At 53.2% G+C, this 14,731-nt stretch carries 15 protein-coding genes and 2 pseudogenes; 11 read left to right on the forward strand and 6 right to left on the reverse strand.

Annotated elements, in window-relative coordinates; all coding sequences use genetic code 11:
- Nucleotides 1-84 precede the first annotated feature (84 nt).
- From rutA to rutG, 7 genes and pseudogenes are all read left to right on the forward strand, one after another.
- Nucleotides 85-1,176 (forward strand): pyrimidine utilization protein A, encoded by a 1,092-nt coding sequence (gene rutA, locus EAS44_RS15865; protein WP_001340066.1) that lies wholly within the window; start codon nt 85-87, stop codon nt 1,174-1,176.
- The gene (gene rutB / locus EAS44_RS15870; protein ID WP_001447208.1) at nt 1,176-1,868 is read left to right on the forward strand and encodes a peroxyureidoacrylate/ureidoacrylate amidohydrolase RutB; all 693 of its coding nucleotides are present in this window, start codon (nt 1,176-1,178) and stop codon (nt 1,866-1,868) included. Before rutA ends, rutB begins: the two co-directional genes overlap by 1 nt.
- An 11-nt stretch (nt 1,869-1,879) precedes the next feature.
- Complete coding sequence (gene rutC, locus EAS44_RS15875) at nt 1,880-2,266, forward strand: 3-aminoacrylate deaminase (protein ID WP_001126780.1); 387 nt, start codon at nt 1,880-1,882, stop codon at nt 2,264-2,266.
- Nucleotides 2,267-2,273: 7 nt separating this feature from the next.
- On the forward strand, nt 2,274-3,074 hold the full coding sequence (gene rutD, locus EAS44_RS15880; RefSeq protein WP_001331944.1) for a pyrimidine utilization protein D: 801 nt from the start codon (nt 2,274-2,276) through the stop codon (nt 3,072-3,074).
- A 9-nt stretch (nt 3,075-3,083) separates the two neighbouring features.
- A complete protein-coding gene (gene rutE / locus EAS44_RS15885; protein WP_001001168.1) occupies nt 3,084-3,674 on the forward strand; it encodes a malonic semialdehyde reductase in 591 nt (196 codons plus the stop codon).
- A 10-nt stretch (nt 3,675-3,684) separates the two neighbouring features.
- Nucleotides 3,685-4,179, forward strand: a complete 495-nt coding sequence (gene rutF / locus EAS44_RS15890) for an NADH-dependent FMN reductase RutF (protein ID WP_001028100.1) — start codon at nt 3,685-3,687, stop codon at nt 4,177-4,179.
- A 20-nt stretch (nt 4,180-4,199) separates the two neighbouring features.
- Nucleotides 4,200-5,422: pseudogene (rutG, locus tag EAS44_RS15895) on the forward strand (solute carrier family 23 protein).
- Nucleotides 5,423-5,504: 82 nt separating this feature from the next.
- Here the strand turns inward: rutG and ymdF are convergent.
- Nucleotides 5,505-5,678: a general stress protein gene (gene ymdF / locus EAS44_RS15900; protein WP_001273658.1), complete on the reverse strand. Its 174-nt coding sequence runs from the start codon at nt 5,676-5,678 to the stop codon at nt 5,505-5,507.
- A gap of 372 nt (nt 5,679-6,050) precedes the next feature.
- Between ymdF and wrbA the strand changes: the two genes are divergently transcribed.
- Nucleotides 6,051-6,647, forward strand: a complete 597-nt coding sequence (wrbA, locus tag EAS44_RS15905) for an NAD(P)H:quinone oxidoreductase (RefSeq protein WP_001151437.1) — start codon at nt 6,051-6,053, stop codon at nt 6,645-6,647.
- A gap of 20 nt (nt 6,648-6,667) precedes the next feature.
- Nucleotides 6,668-6,895: a YccJ family protein gene (gene yccJ / locus EAS44_RS15910; protein WP_001143120.1), complete on the forward strand. Its 228-nt coding sequence runs from the start codon at nt 6,668-6,670 to the stop codon at nt 6,893-6,895.
- A 37-nt stretch (nt 6,896-6,932) separates the two neighbouring features.
- Here yccJ and agp read toward each other — a convergent pair whose 3' ends face one another.
- Both agp and EAS44_RS25610 read right to left on the reverse strand, forming a co-directional pair.
- On the reverse strand, nt 6,933-8,174 hold the full coding sequence (gene agp / locus EAS44_RS15915) for a bifunctional glucose-1-phosphatase/inositol phosphatase (protein WP_001044293.1): 1,242 nt from the start codon (nt 8,172-8,174) through the stop codon (nt 6,933-6,935).
- A 280-nt stretch (nt 8,175-8,454) separates the two neighbouring features.
- Nucleotides 8,455-8,556: pseudogene (locus tag EAS44_RS25610) on the reverse strand (hypothetical protein); the annotation flags it as partial.
- Nucleotides 8,557-8,708: 152 nt separating this feature from the next.
- Between EAS44_RS25610 and cbpA the strand changes: the two are divergent.
- Together cbpA and cbpM are read left to right on the forward strand one after the other, a co-directional pair.
- On the forward strand, nt 8,709-9,629 hold the full coding sequence (gene cbpA, locus EAS44_RS15920; protein ID WP_000420625.1) for a curved DNA-binding protein: 921 nt from the start codon (nt 8,709-8,711) through the stop codon (nt 9,627-9,629).
- Entirely contained in the window at nt 9,629-9,934 is a 306-nt protein-coding gene (gene cbpM, locus EAS44_RS15925; RefSeq protein WP_000024569.1) for a chaperone modulator CbpM, read from the forward strand. Before cbpA ends, cbpM begins: the two co-directional genes overlap by 1 nt.
- Nucleotides 9,935-10,289: 355 nt before the next feature.
- Here cbpM and torD read toward each other — a convergent pair whose 3' ends face one another.
- Genes torD through torC form a run of 3 tightly spaced genes read right to left on the reverse strand, consistent with a single transcriptional unit; the run spans nt 10,290 to nt 14,604 of the window.
- Nucleotides 10,290-10,889 carry a molecular chaperone TorD gene (torD, locus tag EAS44_RS15930; RefSeq protein WP_000210216.1) on the reverse strand — a complete coding sequence of 200 codons (600 nt, stop codon included), beginning with the start codon at nt 10,887-10,889 and terminating at the stop codon, nt 10,290-10,292.
- Nucleotides 10,886-13,432 (reverse strand): trimethylamine-N-oxide reductase TorA, encoded by a 2,547-nt coding sequence (gene torA / locus EAS44_RS15935; protein WP_001063164.1) that lies wholly within the window; start codon nt 13,430-13,432, stop codon nt 10,886-10,888. Before torA ends, torD begins: the two co-directional genes overlap by 4 nt.
- Nucleotides 13,432-14,604, reverse strand: a complete 1,173-nt coding sequence (gene torC / locus EAS44_RS15940; protein ID WP_001230247.1) for a pentaheme c-type cytochrome TorC — start codon at nt 14,602-14,604, stop codon at nt 13,432-13,434. The genes torA and torC overlap by 1 nt, the downstream gene beginning before the upstream one ends.
- Nucleotides 14,605-14,731 lie beyond the last annotated feature (127 nt).

The following is a 14,731-nucleotide window of genomic DNA, read 5'->3' on the forward strand; positions in this document are numbered from 1 at the left end:
ACAAGCCATTACGCGGCTGAAAAGGATATGCAGGATGCAGCGCCCCGTCTGACTTTCACTTTACGAGACGAAGAGAGGTTGATGATGAAAATTGGCGTATTCGTACCTATTGGCAACAACGGCTGGCTCATTTCGACCCACGCGCCGCAGTACATGCCGACATTTGAACTGAATAAAGCCATTGTGCAAAAAGCGGAGCACTACCATTTCGATTTCGCCCTGTCGATGATCAAACTGCGTGGCTTTGGCGGCAAAACTGAGTTCTGGGATCACAACCTTGAGTCGTTCACCTTGATGGCGGGGCTGGCAGCCGTCACCTCACGCATTCAGATATACGCGACAGCTGCCACCTTAACGTTACCTCCGGCAATCGTCGCCCGTATGGCCGCAACCATCGACTCCATCTCTGGCGGGCGTTTTGGCGTCAACCTCGTGACTGGCTGGCAGAAGCCCGAGTATGAGCAGATGGGGATCTGGCCTGGCGATGACTATTTCTCCCGTCGTTACGACTATCTCACCGAATATGTTCAGGTGCTGCGCGACCTGTGGGGCTCGGGGAAAAGCGATTTTAAAGGCGATTTTTTCACTATGGATGATTGTCGCGTCAGTCCGCAACCGAGTGTCCCCATGAAAGTGATCTGCGCCGGGCAAAGCGACGCTGGCATGGCGTTCTCCGCCCGGTATGCCGATTTTAACTTCTGTTTCGGCAAAGGCGTAAATACACCCACGGCTTTCGCCCCGACCGCTGCGCGGATGAAACAGGCCGCAGAGCAAACCGGACGCGACGTTGGCTCTTATGTGTTGTTTATGGTGATTGCCGACGAAACCGACGATGCCGCTCGTGCAAAATGGGAACACTACAAAGCGGGCGCGGATGAAGAGGCGTTAAGCTGGCTAACTGAACAAAGTCAGAAAGATACCCGCTCAGGTACTGACACCAACGTCCGTCAGATGGCCGATCCCACTTCGGCGGTAAACATCAATATGGGGACGTTAGTCGGTTCTTACGCCAGTGTCGCGCGCATGTTAGATGAAGTCGCAAGCGTGCCTGGTGCCGAAGGCGTGCTGTTGACCTTCGATGATTTTCTGTCGGGAATCGAAAACTTCGGCGAGCGCATTCAACCACTGATGCAGTGCCGCGCCCATCTCCCTGCGCTGACTCAGGAGGTGGCATGATGACGACCTTAACCGCACGACCGGAAGCCATTACCTTCGATCCGCAGCAAACTGCGCTGATCGTGGTGGATATGCAAAATGCCTATGCCACGCCAGGCGGCTACTTAGATCTCGCCGGGTTTGATGTCTCAACCACTCGCCCGGTCATTGCCAACATTCAAACCGCCGTGACCGCAGCGCGAACGGCAGGGATGCTGATCATCTGGTTTCAAAATGGCTGGGATGAACAGTATGTCGAGGCTGGCGGCCCCGGCTCACCGAATTATCATAAATCGAACGCCCTGAAAACCATGCGTAATCAGCCGCTGCTGCAGGGGAAATTGCTGGCGAAAGGCTCCTGGGATTATCAACTGGTGGATGAGCTGGTGCCGCAGCCTGGCGATATAGTGCTGCCGAAGCCGCGCTACAGCGGTTTCTTCAATACGCCGCTGGACAGCATTTTGCGCAGCCGCGGAATACGCCATCTGGTTTTCACCGGCATCGCTACCAACGTCTGCGTAGAATCGACGCTACGCGACGGCTTTTTTCTGGAGTATTTCGGCGTGGTGCTGGAAGACGCAACACACCAGGCGGGGCCGGAATTTGCACAGAAAGCCGCGTTGTTCAATATCGAAACCTTTTTTGGCTGGGTCAGCGACGTCGAAACGTTCTGCGACGCGCTTTCTTCCACGTCCTTTGCTCGTATCGCTTAAGGAGTTTAACGATGCCAAAATCCGTAATTATTCCTGCTGGCAGCAGCGCACCGCTGGCCCCCTTCGTTCCCGGCACGCTGGCTGATGGCGTGGTGTATGTCTCCGGTACGCTGGCTTTTGATCAACATAACAACGTGCTGTTTGCCGATGACCCAAAGGCGCAAACCCGCCACGTTCTGGAAACCATCCGCAAGGTCATCGAGACGGCGGGTGGCACAATGGCGGATGTGACTTTCAACAGCATCTTTATTACCGACTGGAAAAATTACGCCGCGATTAACGAAATCTACGCCGAATTTTTCCCGGGTGACAAACCGGCGCGATTCTGCATTCAGTGCGGACTGGTAAAACCTGACGCGCTAGTGGAAATCGCCACAATTGCGCATATCGCCAAGTGAGGCCGCGATGAAACTTTCACTCTCACCTCCCCCTTATGCTGATGCGCCCGTAGTGGTGTTGATTTCGGGTCTTGGCGGTAGCGGCAGTTACTGGTTACCGCAACTGGCGGTGCTGGTTCAGGAGTATCAGGTAGTCTGTTACGACCAGCGCGGCACCGGCAATAATCCCGACACGCTGGCAGAAGATTACAGTATCGCCCAGATGGCAGCGGAACTGCATCAGGCGCTGGTAGCCGCAGGGATTGAGCGTTACGCGGTGGTCGGCCATGCGCTCGGTGCGCTGGTGGGAATGCAGCTGGCGCTGGATTATCCCGCGTCGGTAACTGTGCTGGTCAGCGTTAACGGCTGGCTACGAATAAACGCCCATACGCGCCGCTGTTTTCAGGTTCGCGAACAGTTACTACATAGCGGCGGCGCGCAGGCATGGGTGGAAGCGCAGCCGTTGTTCCTCTATCCCGCCGACTGGATGGCGGCCCGCGCACCTCGCCTTGAGGCAGAAGATGCGCTGGCACTGGCGCATTTTCAAGGCAAAAATAATTTACTGCGTCGACTTAACGCCCTCAAACGCGCTGACTTTAGTCACCATGCGGATCGTATCCGCTGCCCGGTGCAAATCATCTGCGCCAGTGATGATCTGCTGGTGCCAACAGCATGTTCCAGTGAACTTCACGCCGCCCTGCCCGATAGCCAGAAAATGGTGATGCGCTATGGCGGACACGCCTGCAACGTGACCGATCCCGAAACGTTTAATGCTCTGTTACTCAACGGGCTTGCCAGCCTGTTACATCACCGTGAAGCCGCTCTGTAAGGAATTGCTATGAACGAAGCCGTTAGCCCAGGTGCGCTTAGCACCCTGTTCACCGATGCCCGCACTCACAACGGCTGGCGGGAGACACCCGTCAGCGATGAGACGTTACGGGAGATTTATGCCCTGATGAAATGGGGGCCGACATCTGCTAACTGTTCTCCGGCACGGATCGTGTTTATCCGCACTGCAGAAGGAAAAGAACGTCTGCGCCCGGCGCTTTCCAGCGGCAATCTGCAAAAAACCCTGACCGCGCCCGTCACCGCTATCGTCGCCTGGGACAGTGAATTTTATGAACGGTTACCACAGCTGTTTCCTCACGGCGATGCCCGCAGTTGGTTTACCTCCAGCCCACAACTTGCCGAAGAAACAGCGTTTCGCAACAGTTCCATGCAGGCGGCCTATCTGATCTTCGCCTGCCGTGCGCTGGGGCTGGATACCGGCCCGATGTCGGGCTTTGACCGTCAATACGTTGACGACGCCTTTTTTGCGGGCAGCACGCTGAAGAGCAATCTGCTGATTAATATCGGCTATGGCGATTCCAGCAAACTTTTTGCGCGCCTGCCACGTCTGTCCTTTGAAGAAGCCTGCGGGCTGTTGTAAGGAGCAAACAATGAACATTGTCGATCAACAAACCTTTCGCGATGCGATGTCCTGTATGGGCGCGGCGGTCAATATCATCACTACTGACGGTCCAGCCGGGCGCGCCGGGTTCACCGCCAGCGCCGTCTGCAGCGTGACTGACACGCCGCCCACATTACTGGTGTGCCTGAATCGTGGGGCGTCCGTCTGGCCGGTATTCAATGAAAATCGAACGCTGTGTGTAAATACACTTAGCGCCGGGCAGGAGCCGCTTTCAAACCTTTTTGGCGGCAAAACGCCCATGGAACTCCGCTTTGCCGCCGCCCGCTGGCAGACTGGTGTGACCGGATGCCCGCAACTGGAAGAGGCACTGGTTTCGTTTGACTGCCGTATCAGCCAGGTGGTGAGCGTCGGCACCCACGACATTTTGTTTTGCGCCATCGAAGCGATTCATCGTCACGCCACACCCTACGGGCTGGTGTGGTTCGATCGCAGTTATCACGCGCTGATGCGCCCTGCTTGTTAACCTCCTTAAGGAGACAGCTGATGGCAATGTTCGGTTTTCCTCACTGGCAGTTAAAATCGACCTCTACAGAGAGCGGCGTGGTCGCGCCGGATGAACGATTGCCGTTTGCTCAAACGGCAGTAATGGGCGTTCAACACGCGGTGGCGATGTTTGGCGCGACGGTGTTAATGCCAATTCTGATGGGGCTGGATCCCAATCTTTCCATTTTAATGTCGGGGATCGGCACGTTACTGTTTTTCTTTATTACCGGCGGGCGCGTGCCCAGTTATCTCGGTTCCAGCGCGGCTTTTGTCGGCGTGGTGATTGCCGCGACGGGCTTTAATGGTCAGGGAATTAATCCGAATATCAGCATCGCGCTGGGCGGGATTATCGCCTGTGGGCTGGTTTATACCGTCATTGGCCTGGTGGTGATGAAAATCGGTACGCGCTGGATTGAACGACTAATGCCGCCGGTTGTGACGGGTGCGGTAGTGATGGCGATTGGCCTGAACTTAGCGCCTATCGCAGTGAAAAATGTATCGGCTTCGGCCTTTGATAGCTGGATGGCGTGATGACCAACGTTTTAGGGCTGGGAAAAGCCGTCGATTTTACTCTCGTCAGCCATGCTGCCTGGTTCGGTCTGCCACATTTTTCCACTCCTGCTTTTAATGGTCAGGCAATGATGCTGATTGCGCCCGTGGCGGTGATTCTGGTGGCGGAAAACTTAGGTCATCTCAAGGCGGTCGCCGGGATGACCGGACGCAATATGGACCCGTATATGGGGCGGGCATTCGTAGGCGATGGGCTGGCGACGATGCTTTCTGGCTCTGTCGGCGGTAGCGGCGTAACCACCTACGCCGAGAATATTGGTGTGATGGCCGTGACAAAAGTCTACTCGACGCTGGTGTTTGTTGCCGCTGCCGTCATCGCCATGCTGTTGGGCTTTTCGCCGAAATTTGGCGCGCTGATCCATACTATTCCGGCCGCGGTGATTGGTGGTGCATCAATTGTTGTGTTCGGGCTGATTGCCGTCGCAGGCGCACGGATCTGGGTACAAAACAGTGTGGATTTAAGCCAGAACGGTAATTTGATTATGGTCGCAGTAACCTTAGTGCTGGGTGCGGGTGATTTTGCTCTCACGCTGGGCGGTTTTACGTTGGGAGGGATCGGTACAGCAACTTTTGGCGCGATTTTACTCAATGCGTTGTTAAGCAGAAGGTTGGTTGACGTTCCACCGCCAGAAGTTGTTCATCAGAAGCCATAAACAGAAAACCGCCGGGGTAACCGGCGGTGATGGCTTTTTGACGAGCTACAGACAAAAATGCATGCGTCATTGATTAGCCCGGCTAGTTGTCGCTTTTACCGTGACTGCTCTTGCCACCTTTTTTACCTGCTTCAGATGCGCGCTGCGGGTCATTTTTGAAATTACCCCCGCTGTGCTGTCCACCTTTTTTACCTGCTTCTGATGCTCTTTCGCGGTCTTCTGCAAAATTGCCGGAACCGCCTCGATGGTTTGCCATTACTGACCTCCGTCTGGGTATAGACATCATATTGCATAGAATTAACGCGGCGTATGGCGGCTGCCATATTTTCGCTACGTGGGACTAAGCTTAGTGAACTGACGCGGGCAGACCCGCGTTTGGTAATATCCTGCAACAGCTTCTTAGCGAGAATAGATATCATCTCCAATAATTATCCATAAGCCGCTCTTATGATTAAAAAAACGCGATGAGATAAAAATGTGTCATTTTGCGACAAAATTACGTGCTTGTGAAAGTTGTTATAAATCAAATAAGTGGTTGTGAAATTTGCACTCTGAAAAGGACGTCTTATCTTTAAATAAGTGGTAGCGAATCGCTACGGAATAGAGATAACACGAGGAGTGGTTAGAAATGGCTAAAGTTCTGGTGCTTTATTATTCCATGTACGGACATATTGAAACGATGGCACGCGCAGTTGCTGAGGGTGCAAGCAAAGTGGATGGCGCAGAAGTTGTCGTTAAGCGTGTACCGGAAACCATGCCGCCGCAATTATTTGAAAAAGCAGGCGGTAAAACGCAAACTGCACCGGTTGCAACCCCGCAAGAACTGGCCGATTACGACGCCATTATTTTTGGTACACCTACCCGCTTTGGTAACATGTCCGGTCAAATGCGTACCTTCCTCGACCAGACGGGCGGCCTGTGGGCTTCCGGCGCACTATACGGAAAACTGGCGAGCGTCTTTAGTTCCACCGGTACTGGCGGCGGTCAGGAACAAACCATCACATCCACCTGGACGACCCTTGCGCATCACGGCATGGTGATTGTCCCCATTGGCTACGCAGCGCAGGAATTATTTGACGTTTCACAGGTTCGCGGCGGTACGCCGTACGGCGCAACCACCATCGCAGGCGGTGACGGTTCACGCCAGCCCAGCCAGGAAGAACTGTCTATTGCTCGTTATCAAGGGGAATATGTCGCAGGTCTGGCAGTTAAACTTAACGGCTAATCTTCAACAGGAGGATACGCATGCCAACTCAAGAAGCGAAAGCTCATCACGTCGGTGAATGGGCATCTCTGCGCAATACGTCGCCGGAAATAGCCGAGGCCATTTTCGAAGTCGCCGGGTACGACGAAAAAATGGCGGAAAAGATTTGGGAAGAAGGTAGCGATGAAGTGTTAGTCAAAGCCTTTGCTAAGACCGATAAAGATTCGCTTTTTTGGGGCGAACAGACCATCGAACGTAAAAACGTTTAACCAGCGACTCCCCCGCTTCACGCGGGGGAGTTTTCTGTTATTTCACCGCTTCATTCAATACGCTATCAAACTTATCCATTGGGCAAAAACCGTTGGCATCTATCGGGCAACCGCTTAATTCCAGCGTCACGCGCTGCGCAGGTGCCTGCAGGGTTAACGCATCGGCATTACGTAACTGTTCCGCACTCTGGTACACATATTCAATTTTCATCAGGTCGCGATTGGCTTTGCTGTCATGCCAACGCTGGAAAACGATTTTGCCGCCAATCGGCGTGCGTTCGTTCTGGTCATGCAACTGATACGGTTTGAAATCCAGCGCCGTTAACAGAGAGGCAATGTTGGAGTCGTGCCCAACTAATACCGTGATTTTCGGTGCACTGGTGCGATCGGTGACCAGGGCTTTGTCGATATAACTGACCAGCGGTTTCGCAACATTGCGCGCCACTTCCGGTGAGGTAAACAGGCTGTCCTGGTAACCGTTTTTCAGCTTCGACAACACCTTCCACTGCTGGTCAGATTTAATTTCTCCCCAGGCCACCTGATCCATCGGAAAACCTTCGTAGTATTGCAAAGTAAACGCATCTACCAGCGAGTTGCCAACTTTCAGCGGCCCGGAAACGCCCGGTTCTTGTTGATACTTCGCGCTAAAGGTATTTTTGCCATCTACAAGCGAACATTGTTGCTTCTCTTTACAGGCAGGGGAATCTTTATAGTTAACGATTTGTTCCAGTAGCTTGTAGCTGTCGGTAAGCTGGAGTTTGCTGAGCTCTTTCTCCATTGCCGCCACCGCCTGTTCACTGAATGCGGCGGAATCATCGGTGATCACTGGGTTAAAGGTGGGGTCCATAGTGCCCATTTTTTCCTGGTGATGAACATGAATATCACACCCAGGGAATGCGCCAGTAATAAAGAACTGCGCGGTCGCGACGGTGCGTTGCAGACTATTGGCATAGGCATAAACGGTGTCCGGTGGCGGGCATTCCCCTGATTTCACCATCCCCTGTTCTGCCAGCCATTCACGCATATAATGGCCCATATACACTTCGAGCACGCCCCCTTTAGTGGTGAGCTGCCCACCGGGGACGTCCCATTCAGGCCATTTATTCGGCGTCGACTGCTCCAGCACACTGCCATTGTTCGCCAGCGGCGCACGTAAGTTATGACGGCTCATCATAAGGACTTGCTGTAGCTGATAGCCTTCCGGTACGGTTTGTGCCTGAGCATTTGAAGCGAGTAAAACTATCCCTGCCACAGTTGCGGCGATTAGCGTTTTGTTCATTCCTCACACCTCTTTTGTTATCAATAATTAAAGAGTGTGACAGAAATATGTCATTTTTCCGGGAACAGGTTCGCAAAATGGCTCGTTGAACGCCTGTTTTTCTATATTCCCCTTTAAAAACAGGCAAGTTTTGACGCAAACTATGCCTGATTAGCCCCGGCCTCGTTTACGCCGCTAATGATTACATCAGTAGCTATAAAGAAAATCAGCGGCGTTACCATTACCAATAAAAAAAGAATGTGAGACTAATAGCAATGGTTTTTAGCACATGTCTTTATCATTAAATTGCATAACGATTTAAATAGTCGAGTTGTGCATTCCTTTCCTTATTGTTTAACTTGTAAGCATGAGCCAAAAGTTCAGGAGTGAGGTAAATAAAATATGTTCCTCCCACCTTGAGGCGACCTCCCCTCCGCGATGATTTCAATAACATATTCTGTGTTGGCATATGAAATTTTGAGGATTACCCTACACTTATAGGAGTTACCTTACAGGGGTTCCTTCAATTTGTGTTGATTTACGCGAGATAACGCTATGGAATTAAAGGATTATTACGCCATCATGGGCGTGAAACCGACGGACGATCTCAAGACAATCAAGACCGCCTATCGTCGACTGGCCCGCAAATACCATCCTGATGTCAGCAAAGAACCGGATGCCGAAGCCCGCTTCAAAGAGGTCGCTGAAGCCTGGGAAGTGTTAAGTGATGAACAACGTCGCGCTGAGTATGATCAGATGTGGCAACATCGCAACGATCCGCAATTTAACCGTCAGTTCCATCATGGCGACGGTCAGAGTTTTAACGCCGAAGATTTTGACGATATCTTCTCGTCAATTTTCGGTCAGCATGCCCGCCAGAGCCGTCAACGCCCCGCCACACGCGGCCACGATATTGAAATCGAAGTGGCGGTATTCCTCGAAGAAACGCTTACTGAGCATAAGCGTACCATCAGCTATAACCTGCCGGTTTATAACGCCTTTGGCATGATCGAACAGGAAATCCCGAAAACGCTGAATGTGAAGATCCCGGCGGGCGTCGGCAATGGTCAACGCATCCGCCTGAAAGGTCAGGGGACGCCGGGCGAAAACGGCGGTCCAAATGGCGACCTGTGGCTGGTGATTCACATTGCGCCACATCCGCTGTTTGATATTGTCGGCCAGGATCTGGAAATAGTGGTGCCGGTTAGCCCGTGGGAAGCGGCGCTGGGTACTAAAGTCACCGTTCCAACACTGAAAGAAAGCATTTTGCTGACTATCCCGCCTGGCAGCCAGGCCGGGCAACGATTGCGCGTTAAAGGCAAAGGTCTGGTGAGCAAAAAACAGACCGGCGATCTGTATGCGGTACTGAAAATCGTGATGCCGCCGAAACCGGATGAAAACACTGCCGCGCTGTGGCAGCAACTGGCAGACGCCCAGTCGTCTTTTGATCCACGTAAAGATTGGGGGAAAGCATAATGGCTAATGTTACGGTGACTTTTACTATTACCGAATTTTGCCTGCATACCGGCATCTCTGAAGAGGAGTTGAATGAAATTGTCGGTTTGGGGGTGGTTGAACCGAGTGAGATCCAGGAGACAACCTGGGTATTTGACGACCATGCCGCCATTGTGGTGCAACGCGCGGTACGCCTGCGTCATGAACTGGCTCTGGACTGGCCGGGGATCGCGGTGGCGCTGACGTTAATGGATGATATTGCGCACCTGAAGCAGGAAAACCGCCTGCTGCGCCAGCGGCTTTCCCGGTTTGTGGCTCACCCGTGAGTTTGTTGCCTGATGCGACGCTTAACGCGTCTTATCAGGCCCACAAAAAGCGCTGTTCCCGTAGGCCGGATAAGGCGTTCTCGCCGCATCCGGCAACTGCGCCATAATGCCTGATGCGACGCTTAACGCATCTTATCAGGCCCACAAAAAGCACTGTTCCCGTAGGCCGGATAAGGCGTTCTCGCCGCATCCGGCAACTGCGCACTAATGCCTGATGCGACGCTTAACGCATCTTATCAGGCCCACAAAAAGCACTGTTCCCGTAGGCCGGATAAGGCGTTCTCGCCGCATCCGGCAACTGCGCACTAATGCCTGATGCGACGCCTGCCGCGTCTTATCAGGCCTACAAACGGCATTATCTTTTTTGGTAGTCACACTCCACTAACACCAGCAATAACTGGCTTAGTGCCGCGTAAAAACCAAAACTGTCATACTGTCGACAACGCGCAGCAAACTCTGGTAACCATTCCCGCAGCGCCGTCAGTGTTTTTTGCCGCAAACCGTCGATTCTTCGCGCAGGAACGGTCCCCTCTCCCAGCGAAAAATGCAGATGACTCAACAACTCGAGATAGATCGCCAGATGATCTGCCGGTTCGTTGAAATTGCCGCTGGTCTCCATCCCTGCCTCAACTAACAAGCGTTTAATCTCTTGCTCGTCCTGTTTGTAGGCCGATGCATACGGCAGCGCCGCTTGTTTGTCGGTCATCAGAAACAGGCCGCAAAAGTCAGCGGCCAGTTCCAGACGGGCATCGTCACGTACTGTCAGAGTGGCAATACTGTTTTCCAGCCCATTCACCGCCGCAGTGAGCGGAGGTTCGCTTTTCAGCAACGAAAACCATTCAGCCATCTGCGCACTGGCGATTTGCGTCAGTTGTTCATCGTCCAGTTCACGGGAGAACAACTGCGCCAGCCAGGCGTAAACACAGGCAATCTGTTGTACTGTCAGCGTGGTCATGATTTCACCTGCGACGCGGGAATATATTCGCACTGCGCCACCATCTCCACGGGGCCGTTAAACGCCGTCACCTGCTCCACTGTTCCGTTGTACTTCTCAATTTCCACCAGCGTAGTGTGCGCACTGGTCGCCTGCGCCAGCTGCGAAGTACCGATGTCGATGGTCAACACGTTGGGGTTACCGTATTTGCACAGCGCCCCTGGCTCGCCGCCTTTGTCCGGATCGTACCATGCCCCTTCGTGAATTCGCGCCACGCCGGGTGCATAACGGTCAGAAACCACTGCTCCAGCCAACACCTGACCACGAACGTTAAAGACGCGTACCACATCACCGTGACGAATACCGCGCGCGCTGGCATCCTGCGGGCTAATAAATACTGGCTCTTTACCCGCTACGGTATATTGCTGACGCAGAGTTTCCGACTCACATAACTGCGAGTGAAGTCGGAAATCCGGATGCACAGATTGCAGATGCAACGGATACTTCTGCGAGCCAGGCCCACCGTGGGAGCGTTCGATTTTCTCAAACCACATCGGATGCCCCTGACAATCGTCGTAGTTCATGTCGGCGATGGTTTTTGAGTAGATCTCAATCAGGCCACTCGGCGTGCCCAGCGGTTCGAGATCCGGATCTTCGCGGAATGCCTGGTGGCGAACAAACATCTGCGGATGGTCAAACTCGACGTACTCTTTGTTATTCCAGAAGTCATCAAACGCTGGCAGATGAACGCCGCGTCCTTTGCCTTGTTGTACACCTTCCTGCCAGATGCGTTTCAGCCAGCCCATCTCGTCCAGCCCTTCGGTAAAGGCTTCTTCGCGATTAAAGCGGCGGCACAGCTCGCGGAAAATATCAAAGTCGTTGCGCGCCTCGAACTGCGGCGGCACGACCTGTTTCATGGCGATGATGCCACGATTGGAGTGGTTGCCGTACTGGTCGAGATCGTTACGCTCAAACTGCGTGGTCGCAGGCAGCACGATATCGGCAAAGCGGCAGGTTGAGGTCCACTGGTTATCTATGGCGATAACCGTTTCCAGCTTGCGCCAGCCTTCAATAATGCGGTTGATCTGCTGATGGCGATGGAACGGGTTAGTTCCGGCAAAAATACACATTTTCAGCGGCGGCAGTTTTACCGATTTACCGTTCCAGTTGATCACTTTCCCCGGTTCGAGGATCGCATCGATAAAACGGGCAATCGGAATGGTGCTGCTGTAGCCTTTGTAGTCACTGTTGTCGTGAACAGGCGGAATCGACGTAGAGCCGGAGAAACCACTCAAAATAACGCCTTTACGCCCCGGCGTGCCTGCGCCGTTATAGTGCCAGCCAAAACCAAAACCACCACCTGGCAGGCCAATTTGCCCCAGCATCGCCGCCAGAACGACAATCATCCACGCCCACTGTTCACCGTGCTGCATACGCTGTACGCACCAGCCAGCAATAATCTGCGTTCTGTTCGCCGCCATCTGCCGTGCCAGCCCACGAATGGTTTCGGCATCAATGCCGGTCAGTTTTTCAGCCCATGCGGCATCTTTCGGCTGACCGTCTTTCTCACCCAGCAGATACGGCAGGAACTGCTCAAAACCTACACAGTAGTTAGCGAGGAAGTTTTTGTCGTACAGGTTTTCACTGTACAGCGTATACGCCAGCGCCAGTTGCAGCGGCACGTCAGTTTGCGGGTTAACCGCAATGTGCTTCACATGCTCGCGCCCCAGATACTCATGGGTGGATGTGACAACCGGATCGATGCTGATGACCTCAATTTCACCGGCGGCGACTTTCGCTTTTAGCTGCTCGTAATATTCATAAACATCGTGATCCGGGCACCACCAGTTCGCTTGCTGGTTTTTCAACAAATCGGAGCCCCACAGCACAATAGTTTTGCTGTTCTGCAATACCAGCGGCCAGGAGGTTTGCTGTTCATACACTTCCATCGAACCTACCACGCGCGGCAGGATCACCTGCGCAGCCCCGGTAGAGTAATCTCCGCCCGTACCCACGCTATTACCATGTAAGGCAATAGCTTTCGCCAGCATCCCCGAAGCGTTATGGAACATCCCTGTCGATTGCCAACCACTGGCGGTCAGCAAGGCACTCGGCCCGTGAGTTTTCTGTACGCGTTCCAGTTCTTCATAGAACATGTCGAGGGCTTCATCCCAGCTCACGCGCACAAAACGGTTATCACCGCGTTGGGAGGTGTCGCTCAGATGGCGCTTACGCAGCCAGTCCACGCGTACCATCGGGTAACGAATACGCGCCGCGTTGTGTACATGATCCGGCAATCCGGCGATCATTTTCGACGGATATTTATCCAGTTCGAACGGTTTTGCTGCCACAAAGCGACCATCCTTCACCGTCGCGCGGATAGCCCCCCAGTGCGACCCGGTAAGAATGCCCTCTTTCGAGATGACAGCCTCAGTCGCCGCTTGCGTCGCAGTCGCACGGCGCGGCGTTAACAATGACGGCCCCAGCATCCCGGCGACGGTTAAGCCGCCGAGTTGTGCCAGAAAACGCCGACGTGATGCCTGAAAGAGATCGTTATTGTTCATTATTTTTCTTCCTTCTTATCGCCGTGAGCTTTACCTGCGGTGTCAGACGCATTCATTTGCAGATATTTCAACAAGGTGCGTTCTTCACGTTTATCGAGGCTGGTAAAGCCAATCATGCCGTTGAGCGTGCCGATCCAACCGTTAGCGTCAAAGTGGGATATTTCCGGTGCGCCGTGGCACTGGTTACAGGTGCCGTTGTACAGCGAATCCGCATAAGCCCAGATCGGTTTGATATCGTTCACCATGTCGCCTTTCTTCATCCACGCAGTGGCCTGCAACTTGCTCCACTCGGTATTGGTGTCGGCAACGGTGGTTTTCTCCAGTGTTTTCACCTGCTGCTGCACATCACCACGAATCGAGGCAACAAAGATGCGTTTACCTGGGAATTGGGTGAGTACACGCTGACGTCCTGCACTTTCCGTCCAGCCAGTGATTTCAATTTGCAGCCAGTCGCCGTCACGTTTAAGGACTTTCACTTCCGAAGCAGGCAGCAGAGAACCAGACGCTTCTTTATCGCCTTTCGCCGCATAAATCGGCTTAATATCAATGGAGTACAGCGTGTCACCACTATCATTAGCACTGGCGCGCAGCTCATCGAACTGCTTACGGAAGCCACTACTCATATCCGGTAACTGGTGGGCAATACCTTTATGACAGTCGATGCAGGATTGATTATCTTTCGCTGCCACCTTCATCTGACGCGCCGCTTCAGGATGCTGCTTCGCATGATCCATCGCATCGTAGTTATGGCAGGAGCGGCAGGTTGCCGAGTTGTTTTCTTTCATTCGCGCCCATTCACGCTCGGCAAGTTCCGCGCGTTTGGCTTCAAATTTCTCAGGTGTATCAATGGAGTGGGCAATAAAGGTCTGGTAAATGTCGTTGCTCGCTTCCAGTTTGCGCTTCACCATGCCTGGAATATCCGGCGGGATATGACAGTCATGGCATTCAGCTCGCACGCCGGAGGCGTTCTGGAAATGCACCGACTGTTTATATTCTTCATACACCGGTTGCATACTGTGGCAACTGACACAAAATTCGGTTGTGCTGGTGACTTTGATCCCAACGTGTGGCAATACAATCAGCGCAATGCCAATCACAATCCCAGTAGCGACCAGCGCCAGTACCGACCAACGAGCACTGGGTCGGCGTAGCGCGTTCCAGAGTTTCCGCATAATAGCCCCTGTAAAATTATGGTTTAGTGAAGCGATCTTAATGAGCAAATATGAACAGCGGCACTGGTCAGGATGAACAGCTTACGGCAGAATATGAACAGATATGAACAGAATGAGTAAAACCCTC

The sequence above is a fragment of the Escherichia coli DSM 30083 = JCM 1649 = ATCC 11775 genome (assembly GCF_003697165.2).
GTDB classification, from domain to species: Bacteria; Pseudomonadota; Gammaproteobacteria; order Enterobacterales; family Enterobacteriaceae; genus Escherichia; species Escherichia coli.